We start from the raw sequence: 16,145 nt of genomic DNA, 5'->3' as shown, positions 1-16,145 counted from the left end.
TCACAATTCACCAATACTTACACGCCTGTAAGGCACAAGTTCTTGTCACATAGTCGTTTCAGGTCTCAAATGAAACACCTAGCGTGTAACCTGTCCGTCAGGTCCGGGTAAAGTAATTGAGTATCTACAAGTCATAATAAGTAAAGATATGCTCAGATCGCATGCAAGCCGGAATTTGCCGCATTCCGTCTTTCCACGGCTGTGCTTCCCGGTTAGCGTCCGGCAGAGTCAATCAGGGAAGGACCCTCTCAATGAGCATCGCTGCAAAATTGGAAAGCCTCGGTGTCACGCTGGGCGACGCACCCGCGCCAGCGGCAAATTATGTGCCGTATGTGCGTGTGGGCAATATCGTGTACGTGTCCGGCCAGATATCGAAATCAGACGAGCTGATCACCGGCAAGCTGGGCGATGATATGGATGTCGAGACCGGAGCCGCAGCGGCGCGGGTCTGCGCGATCAATCTGCTGGCACAGGTCAAGGCGGCCTGTGGCGGAGATATCGACAAACTGGTGCGTGTCATCAAGCTGACCGGTTTCGTGAACTCGACCGCAGATTTCACTGCGCAGCCGCAAGTGATCAACGGCGCATCCGACTTTCTGGTCGAAGCGCTGGGCGACGCCGGTCGCCACTCGCGCTCTGCCGTAAGTGCTGCGTCGCTGCCTTTGGGCGTGGCGGTCGAGATCGAAGGCATATTCGAGATCGAATGATACCGCCCCTGCCAACTGCGTTTTTGCAGGCCCCGATTGCTCATCGGGCGCTGCATGACGTCTCGAACAACCGCCCGGAAAACAGCCGGGCGGCCATTCGTGCCGCCATTGATGCCGGATACGGGATCGAGATCGACCTTCAGCTGACATCTGATGATCGTGCCGTCGTGTTCCATGATTACGACATGGGGCGTCTGACCGGCCAGCCCGGGCCGATCCGGCAGGTGTCGGCGGCGGCGGCGTCTGAATTGACCCTTCTGTATGGGGATGACGGCATTCCAACGCTGGATGAAGTGCTGGACATGGTCGCAGGCCAGGTGCCGCTGCTGATCGAGCTGAAGGATCAGGACGGCGTTATGGGTATGAATATCGGCGCCCTCGAGCACGACACCGTGCGCGCATTGCAGGGCTATGACGGCCCGGTGGCCCTGATGTCCTTCAATCCAAACTCGGTTGCGGAACTGGCGCGGCTGGCCCCGCATCTGCCGCGCGGCATCACGACTTGCGCCTATGAGCCCAGTGTCGAGCTTCTGCCGCAAGACGTCTGCGACACCCTGCGCGACATTCCTGATTTTGACCGTGTCGGGGCCGGTTTCATCAGCCACGAGGCGGAAGATCTTTCCCGCCCGCGTGTGGCCGAACTGAAGGCGCAGGGCGTGCCGATCCTGTGCTGGACCGTCCGAACGCCTGAACAAGAGGCAGAGGCCCGCATGGTTGCCGACAATGTGACCTTCGAAGGGTATCTGGCCGCGCATTCAGCTTGAACCTTGCCGCCTCGGTCACAGATAAAGGGCTGGTGCGGAGGAAACATGGATCAGGCCCAAATCGAAGTTCAGGTCATTGGGTCTCTGTCGCGGATTTCAGCGGCCGAGTGGGATGCCTGTGCCTGCCCCGAGGCCGCTGATGGTGGGCGGCCCCTTGATCCCTTCACCACGCATCGCTTTTTGCTGGCGCTCGAGGAAAGCGGCTCGGTCGGGCGCGGTACGGGTTGGCAACCGCAATACCTGACCGCCTTTCTTGACGGGATCCTGATCGCAGCGGCCCCGATGTATGCCAAATCGCACAGCCAGGGCGAATACATCTTTGACCACAGCTGGGCCCATGCCTATGAAAGCGCAGGCGGACGGTATTATCCCAAGCTGCAAATTGCGGTGCCGTTCACACCCGCCACCGGGCGGCGGTTTCTGGTGCGCCCGGGTTATGACAGGATCGGAATGTCGGCTTTGGTGCAGGGTGCCGTTCAACTGGCGGCCGACAATCAGGTCTCTTCGGTTCACGTAACCTTCTGTACAGAAGCCGAGGCATTGGCCGGAGAGCAGATGGGGCTAATGCTTCGCAGCTCGCAGCAGTTTCACTGGCTGAATGATGGCTACGCCGAATTCGATGACTTCCTAGCGGCCTTGTCCTCACGCAAGCGCAAGAACATCCGCAAGGAACGCGCGCAGGCCAATGGTTTTGGCGGTGAAATCCACACATTGACGGGCGATGACCTGCGCCCGGAACACTGGGATGCATTTTGGCGGTTCTATCAGGATACCGGGGCGCGAAAATGGGGGTCGCCCTATCTGACGCGTCAGTTTTTTGACATCGCACAAGAGACGATGGCGAAGGACATGGCCCTGGTTTTGGCTGAACGGGATGGTCATGCCATTGCGGGTGCGCTGAACTTCATAGGCCGCGAAACGCTTTTTGGGCGGTATTGGGGCTGCATTGAACATCATGCCTGCCTGCATTTCGAACTGTGCTACTATAGGGCGATAGACTTTGCCATTGCCCACGGTCTGGCCCGGGTGGAAGCGGGCGCTCAGGGCGAACACAAGCTGGCGCGGGGCTATTTGCCGACACGCACGCATAGCTTGCACTGGGTCGGCGATCCGGGGTTTGCCGATGCCGTCAAAAAATATCTGGACGCCGAAGGCCGCGCAGTGGGAGAAGAGATCGAGATTCTGACGGATTACGGCCCGTTCAGGAAATCGAACCCGGAGGAACAGCAATGACTGAACTTTTGTCCGCCGAGACCCGTGGCCCGCTGCTGGATCCGCTGTTCAAAAACGGCTGGACCATGGTCGAAGGCCGCGACGCGATCACCAAGACCTTCATTTTCGACAACTTCGTGCACGCATTTGGCTGGATGACGCAAGTGGCGATCTGGGCCGAGAAATGGAACCATCATCCAGAATGGTCCAACGTCTACCGCACGGTCGAGGTGGTTCTGTCCACCCATGACGTAGGCGGCCTGTCGTCACTGGACGCCAAACTGGCCCGAAAGATGGACAGTCTGTGCTAGCGGTCGTTGCCTGACCCTTGGCCACCGGCAAGCGACGCAGCCGTGCCCATCTGCTTGAATTCCGCAGGTGTGACGGTGCCATCGCTGACATCGATGGACCTTGGGATGCCAGTGGTCTTGTTCCCGATCTGGCGCACGCTGCGCGCCGCTGGGTTGATATCCAGACACCGGTTTTCATAGCAGGTCAGGCCAGACGGATTGATCTGGATGCGGGCCTGTCCGTCAGGCCCCGTCACCACAGGAGATTGCTGAACGTCACAGGCCGCGGCCAGTGCCAAAGCACCCATTCCGATCCATTTTTTCATAGCAAGCTCCCTCAAGCGGGCTTAGTCCAGTTGACCATTGCCATTCTGATCTGCCACGCCAAAATCTTCATTCATCTGTGCATCATATTCCGATCTTGAGATAAAGCTGTCCTTGTTGCGGTCAACATCCTGGAACTGCTTTATGTCCAGAAACGGCTTGGCCTCGGCCTGACCCAGTGTGCCGTTCTTGTCTTCGTCCATGGCCTGAAACGCATAATCCGAAAAAGCGTCGAATTCGTCTTTGGACAGGAACCCGTCATTGTTTGCGTCGATGGCATTCAATTCTTTTTCATGCAGCTTGGCCACGGTTTCGGCATTGGTCGCCGAGGCCAGGAATGCAGCCGTGAATACAAAAATCGTCCGTTTCATGTCCAATCTCCTCAGCATGCAAACCTTTGGCCTTCAATGCCACCGGCAGCAGCGCCGGCTGCGGTCAGGATCGTCTTGCCCGATCCGCCGCCGAACTGGTTGCCGATCGCGCCGCCGATCAAGGCGCCGCCCAATGTGCCGCTGAGGCAGGCAATTTCGTGCTGCCGGGCGGCTTGCTGTTGCGGGGTTGGGGCCGGACCGCAGGCTGCCAAAAGGGCTGCGCTGGTCAGGATGGATGGAAATACCTTAAGTTTCATAAAAGTCTCCCCAATTTTGTGCGACGAGTATTCGCGCATTGAGGCAGTGCTTCAAGTTAAATTGGGTTCACGCGGCCCCGGACAGACCGGGGCCGGCCAAATTCAGATCACCTCCAGCAGACCTTCACCCGCCGAGATCCCGCAAGCACCGGGGTTATCTTCCAGGTTCAGGGCCGTGACCTTGCCGTTCTCGACCAGCATCGCATACCGTTTCGAGCGTGCGAACAGGCCAACGGGCGGGGCGTCGAAATCCATGCCGATGGCTTTGGTGAATTCTGAGGCCGCGTCTGAAACCATGGTCAGTCCGGCTGCGGCCGCGCCGGTGGATTCACCCCAGGCCTGCATGACGAACGGGTCGTTGACCGACAGGCACATGATCTCGTCCACGCCCTTGTCGTCGAACTGCTTTTTGGTGCGAATGAAGCTTGGCACATGTGCGGTGGTGCATGTGCCGGTATAGGCGCCGGGCACAGCGAAAATGACAACCTTGCGCCCTTTGGTCTTGTCTGAAATCCGAACTTCCTCTGGCCCGTCGGCCCCCATCTGGATCAGTGTGGCCTCGGGCAGAGTGTCTCCTGTTGAAATCATTTTTCAGCTCCTGTCGTTTGGATTTGCAGAATTGGGCTAAGCCGCAATATAGGTGGTCAAATCAGAGAGACCACGGGAAATCTGCAGGGTGGGCAAAGCATGAGCCATATTGTCGTGATTGGCGCGGGTCAGGCAGGAGCGTCCTTGGTGGCGCGGTTGCGCAAGGACGGGTTCGACGGAGAGATTACTCTGATCGGGGCCGAGCCGCATCTGCCGTATCAGCGCCCGCCTTTGTCCAAGGCCTATCTTCTTGGAGAGATGGAACTGGAGCGCCTGTTCCTGCGACCCGAAAGCTTCTATGCCGAAAACAACATCACTCTGCGGCTTGGCCAGCGCGTGACCGGCATCGACCCCAAGGCCAAGACGGTCACTGTTGGGGATGAAGTCATCCCGTATGACGAACTGGCGCTGACCACCGGGTCAGATCCGCGCCGCCTGCCTGCCGCCATCGGAGGTGATCTGGACGGCGTGCACGTGGTGCGCGACCTGGCCCATATTGACGAGATGGAACCCAAAGTGACCGAAGGCGCCCGCGCGTTGATTGTGGGCGGCGGTTACATCGGGCTCGAGGCCGCCGCCGTCTGCGCGAAACGCGGCGTCAAGGTCACCTTGGTCGAGATGGCCGACCGCATCCTGCAACGGGTCGCTGCGCCAGAAACCAGCGCGTATTTCCGCGCGTTACACAGCGAATACGGTGCCGACATCCGCGAAGGCGTCGGGCTGGATCGTCTGATTGGCGAAAATGGCAGGGTTGTGGGGGCCGTGTTGACGGACGGCACGACGCTGGACGTTGATTTCGTCGTGGTTGGTGTGGGCATCACCCCCTCAACCCAACTGGCCGAGATGGCAGGGCTCGAACTGGACAACGGCATCAAAACCGATGCCCATGGTCGCACGTCTGATCCGTCGATCTGGGCGGCGGGCGATTGCGCCTCTTTTCCGCATGGCGAAGGGCGTATCCGTCTGGAAAGCGTCCCAAACGCCATCGACCAGGCCGAAATTGTGGCGCAGAACATGCTAGGTGCCGCCAAGGATTATGTGGCGACCCCATGGTTCTGGTCGGACCAGTACGACGTCAAGCTTCAGATCGCGGGCCTGAACACCGGATATGATCGCGTGGTGACCCGCAAGGGCGAGGGTCAGACCGTGTCTTTCTGGTATTACAAAGGCGACAGGCTGATTGCTGTGGACGCGATGAATGACCCGCGGGCATACATGGTCGGCAAGCGATTGATCGAAATGGGCAAGACCGCTGATCCCGAAGTCGTGGCAGATCCGAACGCGGACCTGAAACCGCTGCTCAAGGCGTGAGGATCATAGCCGGAGAATTCCGGGGCCGCGCCCTCGCCTCGGTTGGCAAGGGTGATGCGGGCGCGCATCTGCGCCCCACCACCGACCGCGTGCGTGAAAGCCTGTTCAATGTGCTCAACCACCAGATCGATTTTGACGGTTTGCGCGTGCTGGATCTGTTCGCGGGAACCGGGGCGCTGGGGCTCGAGGCGCTGTCGCGGGGGGCGTCGCATGTCACCTTCGTCGATGACGGGCGGGTGGCTCAGGGGTTGATACGCAAGAATATCGACCTGACCCGCAGCGCCGACCGTACCGACTTGGTCCGTCGCGATGCGACCCGGTTGGGCGACAATCCCGGCGCGCCATACGATCTGGTTTTTCTGGACCCGCCTTACGGGAAATCCATGGGGCAGAAGGCCGTCGCCGCCTTGGCCAATGGCTGGATCGCGGATGATGCCTTGTTGGTCTGGGAAGAAAATGCCCCGATGCAGGCGCCGGCCGGGTTCACATTGCAAGACAGTCGCAAATATGGCGACACGCATATTTCCTTGATGTGGAAAGATGTGCCAGGCTGAGATGTTCCGTGCGGTTTGGCCCGGGGCCTGTGTTTGCATTGACGGGACAGCTTGGATAGGCCGAGCGCGAGGCACAGCAGGAATCCCATATGCACGATCTTGTCATTTTCGATTGCGACGGCGTTCTGGTGGACAGCGAAGTGATCTCGAACCAGGTGCTGGTGGACAATCTGGCGCATCATGGCCTGCAACTGGCACTGCGTGAATGCATGTCCCTGTTCGTGGGCGGAACCATGGTGGGGGTGCGGGACAAGGCCCGCGCGATGGGCGCCGTTCTGCCCGAAGACTGGATAGATCAGGTCTATGCCGAAACCTACGACCGCCTACGCGCAGGTGTGCCATTGGTCCCCGGCATCGCAGACCTGCTTGCGGGGCTGGATCAAAAGGGTATCCCCTGTTGCGTCGCGTCGAATGGCAGCCCGGACAAGATGAAGATCACTCTGGGTCAGAACGGGCTTTGGGACCGTTTCAAAGACGTGATGTTCTCGGCCCATGTGCTGGGCACCGGAAAGCCGGACCCAAAGATGTTCCGCCTGGCCGCCGAGCACTTTGGCGCGACGGCTCCGGTGGTGATCGAAGACAGCCACAGTGGTGTCACGGCGGCGATCCGCGCCGGCATGCGTTGCCTTGCTTATGCGCCTCATGGAGGCGGTGAAAAGCTGGCGGATCTGGGGGCCGAGGTGATCACGGACATGTCACAGGCGCATGGGTTGTTGGGACTTTGACCCGCGGTTGTGCTAGTGTGCACGCATGGACCGCACCCTGACACCTTTTGCCTGGACCTTTTCCAGTGATGCAGAAGTTTCCACCAGCCCAGAGCGCAAACCCTTGCGCGCGCCGGTCTTCATCCACGACGCGGTCACGCCGTGGGGGGCTGAAACGGTGCTGCTGAAACTCCTCCGTGAGCAGGCCGCGGATCAGGAGGAATAGGTCGGGTGAAACTTGCCAGCGGGTGACAGGGTAAAGATATCGACCCCATCCGAGGTGACGCCCACCGAATGCTCGAACTGTGCCGACAACGATTTGTCGCGGGTCACGGCTGTCCAGTCGTCGGCCAGAGTCTTGGTTTCCGGGCGACCCAGATTGACCATGGGTTCGATGGTAAAGAACATACCCTCTTCCAGCACGGCACCGGTGCCCGGGCGACCATAGTGCAATACGTTCGGTGGCGCGTGAAACACACGACCCAGACCATGACCGCAGAAATCACGCACGACGCTCATCCGATGTGCTTCGACATAGGACTGGATGGCATGGCCGATGTCGCCAAAGGTATTGCCCGGCTTGACCATCTCGATGCCCTTGAACAGTGCGTCATGGGTCACCTGGATCAGCCGTTCCGCCTTGCGCGGCAGCTTGCCCGCCACATACATGCGCGAGGTGTCGCCAAACCAGCCATCGACGATGACGGTGACGTCGATATTCAGGATATCGCCGTCCTTCAGCTTTTTCTCACCTGGAATACCGTGGCAGACCACGTGGTTCACGCTGATGCAGCTGGCGTGCTGATAGCCTTTATAACCTATGGTGGCCGAGGTCGCACCGGCGTCTTCGACCATCTGCGTGATCAGCCCGTCAATGGCGCCCGTGGTTTGTCCGGGAAACACATGTTCGGCAATATCATCCAGAATCCGCGCCGCCAAAGCCCCCGCCGCGTGCATCCCGGCGAAGTCACCTTGTTCATAGATGCGAATGCCGTCCTTGGTCAGGCGGCCACGATGCTCTTTCATCGACGCTAAGCTCCAAATGTTGCGCGCAGCATTCCTTTTACGCTGCTTGTGCAGAAAGTACCAGAGGGCGCGTGTTCAGACTGCGTAAACCATGCGGGAAACTTGGTTCCGTTGGCTCAGGATTCAAGAGTAGGGGCTGCATTGCAGCATCTCGGACCCCACCGCCTCGACTGCAATCCGTACGGCTACTGGCTTGGACACTTTTCACGGCAGGCGGATCAGTATCTAATGATTGCACTTTTTCTTGAGAAAATCAGGGAACCGGATGCATGTCACAGAAACGAGAATTGATCTCTAACGGAAACCCCATGGAAAGCATCGTTGGGTTCAGCCGAGCGGTTCGGGTCGGGAACTTCATCGCGGTCGGGGGAACCGCACCAGTCGATGCTGACGGCAACACTGTGGGTGTCGGCGATGTCTATCTGCAAACCAGACAATGTTTCGAAATCATCAAAGATGCGCTTGAGCGTGCCGGGTCAGGGCTGCACGATATTGTCAGAACGCGTGTCATCCTGACCGAAATCGAAAACTGGAAACAGGCGATCGAAGCCCGAAAGCTGTATTGTCTGGATGCTCGCCCTGTAGATACTATCATGGCCATCGAACGATTTGTGAATCCCGAGTGGCTGGTCGAGATTGAGGTTGATGCTGTCGTTGCGGACTGACTCAGCCGGCCAAGATCCTCATTTCAGTCTGCACCCAAACCCCCGACGGCGTTATCCGCGTCCCGCAAACGATCCGTTCCACCCCTTGCGCCTGCGCCGCCTCAAATGCCGCCGCGTAGGCTGGATCAATATCGGCCGCCAAAGCAAACCGGTCGCAATCGGTTCGCTGAACCAAATACAGCATGATCGCCCGGTGCCCTTGTGACGCCATCGCGGCCAACTCGCCCAGATGCTTGGTGCCACGGGCTGTGACGCTGTCGGGAAACTCGGCCAGTCCGGGCTGGCGTGAAAGTGTCACGCTTTTCACCTCGACATAGGCATCCGGCAGGCCCGGCCCCGTCAGCAGGAAATCGATGCGGCTGTTGTCGCCGTATTTCACCTCGGGCCGGACGGTGTCATAGGCGGCCAGTTCGGGGATATCACCGGCTTCCAAAGCAGCCCGCAGCGCCCGGTTCGGGACCGAGGTATCGACCCCGGTAAAATGCCCGTTCTCGTGGTCCACCAGCCGCCATCCGAATTTCAGCTTTTTCTTCGGATCGTCGTTGGGTTCCAGCCAGATTTTCTCACCCGGTTCGGCCAGCCCCATCATCGATCCCGGATTGGCGCAATGGGCCGTTACCTCACTTCCATCCTCAAGCCTGCAATCGGCCAGAAAGCGTTTGTAGCGGCGGATCAGCCGGGCGGGGACAAGAGGGGTTTCAAAACGCATGTCTCACGGCCTATACCTGCCCCTGAAAACGATCAAGAGGGGACAGCGCCATGGCCAATCCAACCGCAGCGATGCTGGTGATCGGGGATGAAATCCTGTCGGGTCGCACCCGCGATGCGAATATGCATTTTCTGGCGCAGGAGCTGACCAAACACGGCATCGACCTGAAAGAGGTCCGCATTGTCAGCGATGATGCCCCTGCCATTGAAGCGGCCGTCAAAGCGTTGTCCGATGCCTATGACACTGTCTTCACCAGCGGCGGCATCGGCCCGACCCATGACGATATCACGGCCGATTGCATTGCCCGCGCTTTCGATACACCCATTGATGTGCGCGATGACGCGCGCGCGCTGTTGCAGGCCCATTACGACAAATCCGGGCTGGAACTGAATGCCGCCCGCCTGCGCATGGCGCGTATTCCGGACGGGGCGACGCTGATCGAAAATCCGGTTTCGACAGCGCCCGGGTTCACGCTTGCGAATGTGCATGTCATGGCAGGTGTGCCGTCGGTTTTTCAGGCGATGGTGGCGAGCGTGTTGCCAACATTAACCGGAGGCCGCCCTTTGCTGTCGCAAACTCTGCGTGTGGACCGCGGAGAAGGTGATATCGCCGCAACCCTGGCGGCCTTGGCCGAAGATTTCAGTGACTTGTCCATCGGGTGCTATCCGTTTCAGATCAACGGTGCCTTCGGGGCCAACGTGGTTGTACGCGGCACCGACGGAGGCCGGATCGACGCGGCCACCACCCGCCTGGCGAAAGAGCTTGAGCTTTGAGCAATAACTGGGCGGAAATAGTCGACGGAACATGGCCCGCCGCACGCTATCAGCGGCTTGGCCCGTTTCTGCTGCGTGAGGGGCGGGGCGGAGGGTCGCGCGTATCAGCGGCCAGTGCATTGGGCCCGGCCAACGAAGACGATATCGACGCCGCCGAGGCCGCGATGCTGTCCATGGGGCAAAAACGCATCTTTTGCCTGCGGCCCGGGGATGAAGCTCTGGATGCAATGCTGGCCCAGCGGGGATACGACATTCTTGACCCGGTCAACATTTATGTCTGCCCCATCTCTCGGCTGATCGATCAGCCGATCCCACCGGTCATGGTGTTTTCGATCTGGGAACCGCTTGAGATCATGCGCGAAATCTGGGCCTCGGGCGGGATCGGACCCGAGCGGATCGCGGTGATGGAACGTGCCAAGGGACCCAAGACAGGATTTTTGCTGCGTCACAACGACAAACCCAGCGGCGTGGCTTTTGTGGCGATGCATGCAGACACTGCGATGGTCCACGCGCTGGAAGTGTTGCCCGAACACCGTCGTCAGGGGCTGGGCCACTGGACCATGCGCGCGGCCGCATTCTGGGCGCGTGATCACGGTGCGCAGAACCTCAGCGTGATCTGCACCAAGGCCAATGCGGGCGCCAACGGTCTTTATCGTGCCCTCGGGATGGAGATCGCGGGCGAATACCATTACCGTCATCTTGTCTGAACCGAAGAGGCCGCCGTGACACAAAAAGACATGCCTACCGCGCTGAACCTGCCCATGGTCGATCCGCTGCCGCCGGAAACGCAGAAATACTTTGATATCTGTGTCGAAAAACTGGGCATGGTGCCGAATGTGCTGAAAGCCAACGCATTCGACATCGACAAGCTGAACGCCTTCACCGCGATGTATAACGACCTGATGCTGGCTGACAGCGGGCTGACCAAACTGGAACGCGAGATGATCGCGGTCGTCGTCTCGTCAATCAACAAATGTTTCTACTGTCTGGTCGCCCATGGGGCGGCGGTGCGTCAGCTTTCGGGCAATCCGCAACTGGGCGAAATGCTGGTGATGAACTATCGCGTCGCCCCGCTGGAGCCGCGTCAACGGGCGATGCTGGACTTTGCCGCAAAGATGACCACCGCCAGCGCCGAGATCGAAGAGTCCGACCGCCAGCGCCTGCGCGATGCAGGCTTTTCCGACCGCGACATCTGGGACATCGCCAATGTCGCCGGGTTTTTCAACATGTCAAACCGGGTCGCCAGCGCAACGGCGATGGTGCCCAACGAAGAATATCACGCACAGTTTCGATGATCCGCGCCACCGCCCTTGTTGCCCTGCTGATGACAGGACCTGTTGCCGCGCAGGACCTGACCTTGCCGGCCAGTGCCCGACAGATCAGCGACCGAACATCGCCACTGGACAGCTATGACCTGCCGACGGGGCCTTATGCAAATGGCTCGGTTCCCGCAGAAACGCTCGAAGGGCGCGTGGAACGCTATACGTGGCGGCTTCAGGCGGGGTCGAGCACGACATTGCAGCTGCTGGCACCGTTGCGGGACCAGATCGAGGCGCAGGGCTACAAGATCCTGTTCGAATGCGACGCGCGGGTTTGTGGCGGCTTTGATTTCCGTTTTGGCACCGAGGTCGTGCCAACCCCGGACATGTATGTCGCCATTCAGGATTACCGGTTTTTGTCGGCCACCAAGGGGCCGGTTGCCCTTAGCCTGCTGGTCAGCCGCAATCCCCCGGATGGCTATGTTCAGATGATCCGGGTCACACCCCAGGACGCGCCGGACCCGGACCCTGTGGTGATCGAGCAAGCCGTGGAAGGCCCGGTCGGATTGCTGGAGGCCTTGGCGACAACGGGCCACGTGATCCTGGATGACCTGCATTTTCCGACGGGCGAGGTTGCCTTGGGCGAAGGGCCGTTTGACTCGCTGACCTTGCTGGCCGGATACTTGACCGACAACCCGAACACACGCCTGGCGTTGGTGGGGCACACTGATGATACCGGCGTCTTACAGGCAAATATTGCGGTTAGCAAAAGCCGGGCCGAGGCGGTGCGGACCCGCCTGATCGATGCGCATGGCGTGGCACCCGACCGGATCGAAGCGCAGGGTGTTGGCTATCTGTCTCCGCTCACATCGAATGCAACTCCGGAAGGGCGCGATCTCAACCGTCGGGTCGAAGCCGTATTGCTGGTCAACTGACCCACCACAGGTACAGCGGCAATCCGACGGTGATGTTGAACGGAAACGACACCCCCAGCGACAAGGTCAGATAGATCCCGGCCTCGGCCTTTGGAAGGGCGATCTTCATCGCGGCGGGAACCGCGATATACGAAGCCGAGGCTGACAGCACCATGAACAGGAACAAGCTGCCCTGTGGCAAGCCGATCACGGCACCTACCGCCCAGGCCATAAATGCGCCGATCAGGGGCATCAAGACACCAAAGGCGAACAGGCCAACCGACAGCTTGTCTCGGTTGCTGATCAGGCTGCGCCCTGCCGACAGGCCCATATCCAGCAGAAACAGGCACAGAATTCCGGTGAAAGGCGTCACGATGAAGGGCGCGATCATCTGCATGCCTTCACCACCGGTGATGGCTCCGATCAGGAAGGCACCGGTAAGCAGCACGATCGAGCCATTGGCCAGCAGATCGCGCCACAGCTTGTCATCCTTGACGCCATTGCTTCCGGTCTTGTGCGCCAACCAAAGCGCCGACAGGATTGCGGGCACCTCCATCGCAGCCGCAACGGCCACCATGAATCCGTCATGGGTCAGCCCCACCAGATCCAGCAGGCTGGTGGCCGTAACAAAGGTGACGATCGAGATCGAACCATAGTGCCCTGCCACCGCCGCCGCGTTCAGCGCATCCAGCCGTGTCATCACCCTGAGCAGGCCAAAGGCCACGAAGGGGATGGTAAAGGACAAGGCGACACCGCCCAGCAGCGTCAGGAACAGTTGCAGGTGAATGCCATGCGCGGCCAGACTGGCACCGCCTTTGAACCCGATGGCCAGCAGCAGGTAAAGCGACATGAACTTGGCCGCGCCCGCCGGAATGGACAGGTCACTGCGTACAAAGGCAGCCAGAAGCCCAAGGGCAAAAAACAGTATGGTCGGCACAAGCAGGTTGCTGGAAAGCGTCTCGATCACTCCGGGCATAATTGACTCCTGATCCCTCGTTTTCGGGTTAGGTGCCTTGCAAAACTGATTTCGCCAAATACTATCTTTCTAAGTTATATATAGTTTCAGGCTATGAAATGCGTCCCACATTGCGACAGTTGGAATACATCGTTACGGTCAGTCGCCTTGGGCGATTCAGTTTGGCTGCCGAGGTGCTGAATGTCAGCCAGCCCAGCCTGTCGACGCAAATTGCGACTGTAGAACAAGAGCTTGGCGTTCGGATCTTTGAGCGTAACCGGGGTGGTATCCAGGTGACGGCGAAAGGAGAAGAATTTATCTTGCGCGCACAGAAGATCCTGGCAGAGGTCAAGGACCTTCGCCACGCCATGTCGAACGATATGCCCGTCGGAGGACGATTGCGACTGGGGGTTTTGCCTTCGATCGGGCCTTATCTGTTGCCGCAAGCCATCAAACAGGTGCACCGGATTCGCCCCGGATTGCGTATTGCGGTTCGCGAGGAAAACACACTGGATCTGGAACAGGGTCTGAAATCCGGTCGCTTTGATCTGATATTGTCCACGCCCGAAGATCATCCGAATACCGTGCAACACCGGTTGTTCAACGAACCTCTTTGGGTCGCGGTTGCCGTTGATGACGTTCTGGCGCGGGACTTGCAGGGTGTCAGTGCCACCGATCTTCAGAACCGGATCTTCCTCACCCTGGATCAAAGCCACCGCCTGTCGCGCATCGTCTATGCATTGGCGGCGGAATGCGGTGGGGTTGTTTCGGATGAGTATGAAGGCACGACGCTTGATTCCATTGTTCTGATGGCGGCTTCGGGTGTTGGTGTTGCCGTACTGCCTGATCTTTATGCTCGCAGACAGGGGATCTACCGCGACGAGGTGCGCTTGCGACCGCTCTCCATCGCCAATGCAAATCGCGATATTGCTCTTTTGGCACGCAGTTCCGAGACCCCACCGCCGGGTCAGAATGTGCTGACGGACAGCTTGCGCACTTCCGCCCGGTCCATGGGACTGTCAGTGATCGACCCGTAAAAAAAGGCCCGCACTTTTATACGCGGGCCAAAGGTTGGTCTTCAGGGAGAAATTACCAGTCCATCGGACCCTTCCCGTGGAAGGAATCAACGAGGAAATCGATGAAGGCCCGCACTTTGGGTTGCGTAAAGCGGCCCGGCGGGTAGACGGCGTAAACGCCTTGAACTTCGTCAGGCAGGGACGGCATTGCATCGACAACCAGCCCGGCCTTCAGGGCTTCGGCGTAAAGATAGCTGGGCAGATAGGCGATACCCAGGCCGGAAACCGCTGCGTTCAACAGGGATTGGCCATCATTGACACTCAACCACCCGGCGGTACGAACCTGACGTTTTTCGCCGGACGGCGCGGTCAGTTTCCAGACATTGCCCGAGGATTGGCTGGAATAATGCAGCAGCTTGTGTTCGTTCAGATCATCGATCTTCTGCGGCCGGCCGAATCTTTCGACATAACTGGGCGCGGCGACCATGCGTTTGACCGTCTCGGTCAGTTTGCGGGCGCGCAACGTGCTGTCTTCCAGCTCACCAATGCGCACGGCCACGTCAAATCCTTCGGAAATCAGCTCGACATAGCGGTTGTTCAAAACCATGTTCACGGTGATGTCGGGGTAGGCTGCAAGGAACTCGGACAGAACAGGTGACAGGTGATTGACGCCGAAATCCGTGGCGACGCTGATGCGCAAAAGACCAGACGGGGCCGATTGCATTGACGTGACCAGTGAATCCGCTTCTCCGGCATCATTCAACACGCGCCGCGCGCGGTCATAATAGGCCAGCCCGATTTCCGTTGGTGAAACCCGGCGCGTGGTGCGGTTCAACAGCCGCGCTCCCAGACGCGCCTCAAGGCTCGATACGTGTTTGGACACAGCTGATTTGGAGATGCCCATCTTTTTGGCCGCATCGGTGAAGCCACCCTGGTCCACCACATTGGCGAAGGCTTCCATTTCGGTCAGTCGGTCCATACTCGTTCCCCAGATCTTGATTTCCGTCCTGACTATGGCGCTGAATCTGGGCGGAAACGGGGCAGACATGGGATAATATCAGGGATTTGAATCGGATCGTTTGCGTATGAGAAACGCAGAAACAGTGGTTTCCAAACTCACCTCAGGCATTGTGATGCTGTGTTTTTCAGGCAATCGCGCTAAGATCTCTCATTGAGAATGGCATTTTTGTGACCAGGGAGGAGATCATGAGAACCTTTTTCGCCATTGCTGCGCTTTGCCTTTCTGTGGGCTTTGCGCATGCCGGAGGAGAGACCCCGTCGAATCCTGATGCAAAAGTCTATTTCGTCAACCTGTCGGATGGCGATACCGTGCAATCACCGGTCACGGTTGTCTTTGGCCTAAGCGGCATGGGCGTCGCGCCCGCCGGAACCGACAAAGAAAACACCGGGCACCACCACCTGCTGCTTGACCGTCCCCCGCTGGGTGAAGGCGAGGATGGCGAGGATGAGTTGGCCAATGGCCTGCCCGCCGACGATAATCACATGCACTTCGGAGGCGGTCAGACCGAAGTAACATTGGATCTGTCGCCGGGCCAACACACCCTGCAATTGGTTCTGGGCGATGCCGGGCATGTGCCGCATTCCCCGCCTATTGTATCCGAAGTGATCACGATCACCGTGGAATAGCCGCAGGTCGTTGAAACCGTCCGTTCGGTTCATGTGATGGAAAGGCATTTACATTTTCGGCGCACTTAGTGAATCTGCCTGCATTTGCAGGGGGTAATA

The 16,145-nt window shown here is 59.0% G+C and carries 23 protein-coding genes; 15 read left to right on the top strand and 8 right to left on the bottom strand.

Translation table 11 applies throughout. The annotated features are described in order from the left end of the window. Positions 1–251 precede the first annotated feature (251 nt). The 4 genes from ACR0I0_RS14700 to ACR0I0_RS14685 are packed head-to-tail and all read left to right on the top strand — an operon-like array spanning position 252 to position 2,994. Entirely contained in the window at positions 252–707 is a 456-nt protein-coding gene (locus ACR0I0_RS14700; protein ID WP_171724704.1) for a RidA family protein, read from the top strand. Continuing rightward, the gene (locus ACR0I0_RS14695) at positions 704–1,471 is read left to right on the top strand and encodes a glycerophosphodiester phosphodiesterase family protein (RefSeq protein ID WP_171637350.1); all 768 of its coding nucleotides are present in this window, start codon (positions 704–706) and stop codon (positions 1,469–1,471) included. The genes ACR0I0_RS14700 and ACR0I0_RS14695 overlap by 4 nt, the downstream gene beginning before the upstream one ends. 45 nt (positions 1,472–1,516) lie before the next feature. Beyond that, positions 1,517–2,704, top strand: a complete 1,188-nt coding sequence (locus ACR0I0_RS14690; RefSeq protein ID WP_171637349.1) for a GNAT family N-acetyltransferase — start codon at positions 1,517–1,519, stop codon at positions 2,702–2,704. Further along, entirely contained in the window at positions 2,701–2,994 is a 294-nt protein-coding gene (locus tag ACR0I0_RS14685; protein ID WP_152459417.1) for a 4a-hydroxytetrahydrobiopterin dehydratase, read from the top strand. The genes ACR0I0_RS14690 and ACR0I0_RS14685 overlap by 4 nt, the downstream gene beginning before the upstream one ends. Here ACR0I0_RS14685 and ACR0I0_RS14680 read toward each other — a convergent pair. The 4 genes from ACR0I0_RS14680 to ACR0I0_RS14665 form a co-directional block, all read right to left on the bottom strand. After that, positions 2,991–3,299 carry a hypothetical protein gene (locus ACR0I0_RS14680; protein WP_171637348.1) on the bottom strand — a complete coding sequence of 103 codons (309 nt, stop codon included), beginning with the start codon at positions 3,297–3,299 and terminating at the stop codon, positions 2,991–2,993. The two genes, ACR0I0_RS14685 and ACR0I0_RS14680, sit on opposite strands and share 4 nt — an antisense overlap. A 21-nt stretch (positions 3,300–3,320) precedes the next feature. Further along, positions 3,321–3,668, bottom strand: a complete 348-nt coding sequence (locus tag ACR0I0_RS14675) for an EF-hand domain-containing protein (protein WP_480492001.1) — start codon at positions 3,666–3,668, stop codon at positions 3,321–3,323. An 11-nt stretch (positions 3,669–3,679) separates the two neighbouring features. After that, entirely contained in the window at positions 3,680–3,925 is a 246-nt protein-coding gene (locus ACR0I0_RS14670) for a glycine zipper 2TM domain-containing protein (protein WP_171637346.1), read from the bottom strand. Positions 3,926–4,027: 102 nt separating this feature from the next. Then, positions 4,028–4,513 (bottom strand): peroxiredoxin, encoded by a 486-nt coding sequence (locus tag ACR0I0_RS14665; protein WP_171637345.1) that lies wholly within the window; start codon positions 4,511–4,513, stop codon positions 4,028–4,030. A gap of 99 nt (positions 4,514–4,612) precedes the next feature. Between ACR0I0_RS14665 and ACR0I0_RS14660 the strand changes: the two genes are divergently transcribed. The 4 genes from ACR0I0_RS14660 (at position 4,613) to ACR0I0_RS14645 (ending at position 7,308) form a co-directional block, all read left to right on the top strand. After that, positions 4,613–5,824 carry an NAD(P)/FAD-dependent oxidoreductase gene (locus ACR0I0_RS14660; protein WP_171233428.1) on the top strand — a complete coding sequence of 404 codons (1,212 nt, stop codon included), beginning with the start codon at positions 4,613–4,615 and terminating at the stop codon, positions 5,822–5,824. After that, on the top strand, positions 5,821–6,378 hold the full coding sequence (gene rsmD, locus ACR0I0_RS14655) for a 16S rRNA (guanine(966)-N(2))-methyltransferase RsmD (RefSeq protein WP_171724700.1): 558 nt from the start codon (positions 5,821–5,823) through the stop codon (positions 6,376–6,378). Before ACR0I0_RS14660 ends, rsmD begins: the two co-directional genes overlap by 4 nt. An 89-nt stretch (positions 6,379–6,467) precedes the next feature. Further along, the gene (locus ACR0I0_RS14650) at positions 6,468–7,103 is read left to right on the top strand and encodes an HAD family hydrolase (RefSeq protein ID WP_171724699.1); all 636 of its coding nucleotides are present in this window, start codon (positions 6,468–6,470) and stop codon (positions 7,101–7,103) included. 25 nt (positions 7,104–7,128) lie between these two features. After that, entirely contained in the window at positions 7,129–7,308 is a 180-nt protein-coding gene (locus tag ACR0I0_RS14645) for a hypothetical protein (protein WP_209835206.1), read from the top strand. Here ACR0I0_RS14645 and map read toward each other — a convergent pair. Next, on the bottom strand, positions 7,296–8,108 hold the full coding sequence (gene map, locus ACR0I0_RS14640; protein ID WP_171637336.1) for a type I methionyl aminopeptidase: 813 nt from the start codon (positions 8,106–8,108) through the stop codon (positions 7,296–7,298). The two genes, ACR0I0_RS14645 and map, sit on opposite strands and share 13 nt — an antisense overlap. Before the next feature lie 269 nt (positions 8,109–8,377). Between map and ACR0I0_RS14635 the strand changes: the two genes are divergently transcribed. Continuing rightward, positions 8,378–8,773 carry a RidA family protein gene (locus tag ACR0I0_RS14635; protein WP_245218178.1) on the top strand — a complete coding sequence of 132 codons (396 nt, stop codon included), beginning with the start codon at positions 8,378–8,380 and terminating at the stop codon, positions 8,771–8,773. A gap of 1 nt (position 8,774) precedes the next feature. Here ACR0I0_RS14635 and sfsA read toward each other — a convergent pair whose 3' ends face one another. Continuing rightward, on the bottom strand, positions 8,775–9,482 hold the full coding sequence (gene sfsA / locus ACR0I0_RS14630) for a DNA/RNA nuclease SfsA (protein WP_480491999.1): 708 nt from the start codon (positions 9,480–9,482) through the stop codon (positions 8,775–8,777). A gap of 50 nt (positions 9,483–9,532) precedes the next feature. Between sfsA and ACR0I0_RS14625 the strand changes: the two genes are divergently transcribed. From ACR0I0_RS14625 to ACR0I0_RS14610, 4 genes are read left to right on the top strand one after another with little or no spacing between them, the layout of a single operon-like run. Then, positions 9,533–10,255, top strand: a complete 723-nt coding sequence (locus ACR0I0_RS14625) for a competence/damage-inducible protein A (RefSeq protein WP_209835208.1) — start codon at positions 9,533–9,535, stop codon at positions 10,253–10,255. Then, a complete protein-coding gene (locus ACR0I0_RS14620; protein ID WP_209835209.1) occupies positions 10,252–10,962 on the top strand; it encodes a GNAT family N-acetyltransferase in 711 nt (236 codons plus the stop codon). The genes ACR0I0_RS14625 and ACR0I0_RS14620 overlap by 4 nt, the downstream gene beginning before the upstream one ends. Positions 10,963–10,992: 30 nt before the next feature. Further along, the gene (locus tag ACR0I0_RS14615; protein ID WP_480492089.1) at positions 10,993–11,550 is read left to right on the top strand and encodes a peroxidase-related enzyme; all 558 of its coding nucleotides are present in this window, start codon (positions 10,993–10,995) and stop codon (positions 11,548–11,550) included. Then, positions 11,547–12,449, top strand: coding sequence for an OmpA family protein (locus ACR0I0_RS14610; protein WP_480491998.1), 903 nt, complete (start codon positions 11,547–11,549; stop codon positions 12,447–12,449). The genes ACR0I0_RS14615 and ACR0I0_RS14610 overlap by 4 nt, the downstream gene beginning before the upstream one ends. Here ACR0I0_RS14610 and ACR0I0_RS14605 read toward each other — a convergent pair. Then, the gene (locus ACR0I0_RS14605; protein WP_171637331.1) at positions 12,442–13,404 is read right to left on the bottom strand and encodes a sodium-dependent bicarbonate transport family permease; all 963 of its coding nucleotides are present in this window, start codon (positions 13,402–13,404) and stop codon (positions 12,442–12,444) included. The two genes, ACR0I0_RS14610 and ACR0I0_RS14605, sit on opposite strands and share 8 nt — an antisense overlap. 98 nt (positions 13,405–13,502) lie before the next feature. Between ACR0I0_RS14605 and ACR0I0_RS14600 the strand changes: the two genes are divergently transcribed. Beyond that, positions 13,503–14,420 (top strand): hydrogen peroxide-inducible genes activator, encoded by a 918-nt coding sequence (locus ACR0I0_RS14600; protein WP_171172024.1) that lies wholly within the window; start codon positions 13,503–13,505, stop codon positions 14,418–14,420. 52 nt (positions 14,421–14,472) lie between these two features. Here the strand turns inward: ACR0I0_RS14600 and ACR0I0_RS14595 are convergent, their stop codons facing one another. Then, entirely contained in the window at positions 14,473–15,378 is a 906-nt protein-coding gene (locus ACR0I0_RS14595) for a LysR family transcriptional regulator (protein ID WP_152459401.1), read from the bottom strand. Positions 15,379–15,605: 227 nt separating this feature from the next. Here ACR0I0_RS14595 and ACR0I0_RS14590 point away from each other — a divergent pair, with 227 nt between their 5' ends. After that, the gene (locus tag ACR0I0_RS14590; protein WP_209835211.1) at positions 15,606–16,046 is read left to right on the top strand and encodes a DUF4399 domain-containing protein; all 441 of its coding nucleotides are present in this window, start codon (positions 15,606–15,608) and stop codon (positions 16,044–16,046) included. The last annotated feature ends 99 nt before the right edge of the window (positions 16,047–16,145 follow it).

The sequence above is a fragment of the Ruegeria sp. AG6 genome (assembly GCF_056541565.1).
Note: the sequence above shows the minus strand (reverse complement) of the source record. Positions and strands in the feature narration are given on the sequence as shown.